The sequence below is a fragment of the Streptomyces sparsus genome (assembly GCF_054776295.1).
In genome coordinates, this window is sequence record NZ_BAAHCA010000676.1 from 1 (window position 1) to 2,683 (window position 2,683).

The window sequence follows — 2,683 nt, forward strand, 5'->3', positions numbered from 1 at the left end:
CGGACCCCCGCCCCGCGCCCCGGACCTGCCGCACGCCCGGGGCCCGCCCGGCCGAACACCGGCGACCACCTCCACCGGCCCATCGGCCCGCCGGCACCGCGACGGCCACCTGACCGGGTCAGATGACCAGCGGTAAACGGTCGCACACGCCGGAAAAACGAACGAACACCGACCAACTGCATCCTTTTCCCGCCCCCGCGCGTCACACAAGGGGAAGGCAGCACCACGCCTCCCGGACCGGTCACCCGTTCAGGTGGCCGACGGGCCCGGCGACCGACCCGCGACGCCGCCGGCCACACGCCGCGCGCCCCGACTGCCGAGGTCCCCGGTGCGACAGTGTTCTAGTTTTATGTTTTATGGGCGTACGACACGAATCGCCCACCCCTGGACGAGGAGTCCCGCACGAAATGAGCGACGAGCCGCAGAACGGCGACCATCCGGCGCCGACGACCGCAAGCAGGCCCCCGCGCACCGGCGCACGCCGACTGCTGCCCACCTGGCGCATGGTCCTGGGCAGCCTGCTGCTCGTCGCCCTCCTGGGCTCCGGCACGCTCGTCGCCGGATACCTCCTGGTGGACATCCCCGAACCCAACAAGGCCGCCGCCTCGCAGACCAACGTCTACCTCTACTCCGACGGCAGCCAGATCGCCAAGGACGGCGACGTCAACCGCGAGAACGTCACCCTCGCCCAGGTGCCCCTCACCACCCAGCGCGCGGTGCTCGCCGCGGAGGACCGCGACTTCTACAACAAGCCCGCCGTCGACCCGCAGGCGATGGCGCGCGCCGGCTGGAACATGATCCGCGGCGAGGGCAAGCAGTCCGGCTCCACCATCACCCAGCAGTACGTGAAGAACTACTACCTGGACCAGGACCAGACGATCACCCGGAAGGCCAAGGAGTTCTTCATCGCGATCAAGCTGGACCGCGAGGTCAGCAAGGCCGACATCCTCACCGGCTACCTCAACACCAGCTACTTCGGCCGCAACGCCTACGGCATCCAGTCCGCCGCGAACGCCTACTACGGTAAGAACGCCAAGGACCTCACCACCGCCGAAAGCGCCTACCTGGCCGCGCTCGTCAACTCTCCCAGCACCTACGACGTCACCGCACACCCCGAGAACCGCGGCAGGGCGCTCGCCCGCTGGAACTACGTGCTCGACGGCATGGTCAAGGAGGGCTGGCTCGAACAGGGCGAACGGGACGACATCGTGTTCCCCGAACCCGACGAGGCCCAGGCGCCCACCGGGCTCTCCGGCCAGCGCGGCTACCTCGTCAAAGCGGTCAACGACCACCTCATCGAGCACGACATCGTCAGCGAGCAGCGGCTCGCCGCCGGCGGCTTCCGCATCACCACCACCCTCGACCGCGACAAGCAGGAAGCCCTGCGCACAGCGGTCCGCGAGCAACTGCTGACCGAGCTCAGCGACGACCGCAAGATCGACCGCGCCGTCCGCGCCGGCGGCACCTCCATCGACCCCGCCACCGGCAAGGTCGTCGCCATGTACGGCGGCACCGACTACACCGAGCAGTACGTCAACAACGCCACCCGCCGCGACTACCAGGCCGCCTCCACCTTCAAGCCGTTCGTCTACGCCGCCGCCCTCCGCCACGGCTCCACCACCCAGGACGGCCGGAAGATCGGCCCCCACACCGTCTACGACGGCACCAGCCAGCGGCAGGTCGTCAGCGACGGCCGGCCCACCGACTGGGCGCCGCAGAACGAGAACGACCGCTCCTACGGCCAGGTGTCCGTCACCGAGGCCATGGACAAGTCCGTCAACGCCGTCTTCGCCCAGATGGGCATCGACGTCGGACCGCAGCACGTCAAGGACACCATCGTCGACCTCGGCATCCCCGCCACCACCCCCGAACTCGCCGAGGCGCAGGGCTCGGTGTCACTGGGCACCGCCACCCCCAGCACACTCGACCTCGCCCAGGCCTACGCCACGCTCGCCAACCACGGCAGGCACGGCCACTACAGCCTCGTCGAGAAGGTCAGCCGCGGCGGCGAGCAGATCCCGCTGCCGAAGCGCACCGAGAAGCAGGCCGTGCCGCGCAGCGCCGCCGACGCCACCACCGCCGTGCTGCGCAGCGTCGTCGAGAGCGGCACCGGCACCGCCGCCCAGTCCGCCGGACGGCCCGCCGCAGGCAAGACGGGCACCGCCGAGGAGGACAAGGCGGCCTGGTTCGCCGGCTACACCCCGGACCTCGCCACCGTCGTCGCGATCATGGGCCAGGACCCGGAGACCGGCGCCCAGACGCCGCTGTACGGGGCCGCCGGCCAGGAGCGCATCAGCGGCGGCGGCTACCCGGCCCGCATCTGGGGCCAGTACACCGCCGCCGCACTGAGCGGCTCCCCGGCCGAGCAGTTCGACCTGGAGATCAGCGACACGCCGTCCCTGGACCGGACTCAGCCCAGCCCCAGCGCCCCCGCCCCGAGCAGCCCGTCCACCACCTCGCCCGGTCCCTCACCGAGCGGCAGCGCGGACACCGGCAGCAGCACCCCGGACGACGACACCACCAGCGGCACCCCCGACGGGGACACCGGCGACACCGACGGCAGTCCCGACGGCAGCCCCGGCGGCACCGACAGCGGCGCCACGGACGGCGGCACCGACGGCGGCAGTCCGGACGGCACCGACGGCGGCCCGGACGACGGCGGCGCCACCGGCACCCCCTCCGA

At 71.6% G+C, this 2,683-nt stretch carries 1 protein-coding gene; it reads left to right on the forward strand.

Annotation, left to right across the window (positions count from 1 at the left end; genetic code table 11):
• Window positions 1-407 precede the first annotated feature (407 nt).
• The coding region (locus ACYVE9_RS21990) for a transglycosylase domain-containing protein (protein ID WP_461029618.1) at window positions 408-2,683 on the forward strand (2,276 nt) is incomplete at its 3' end.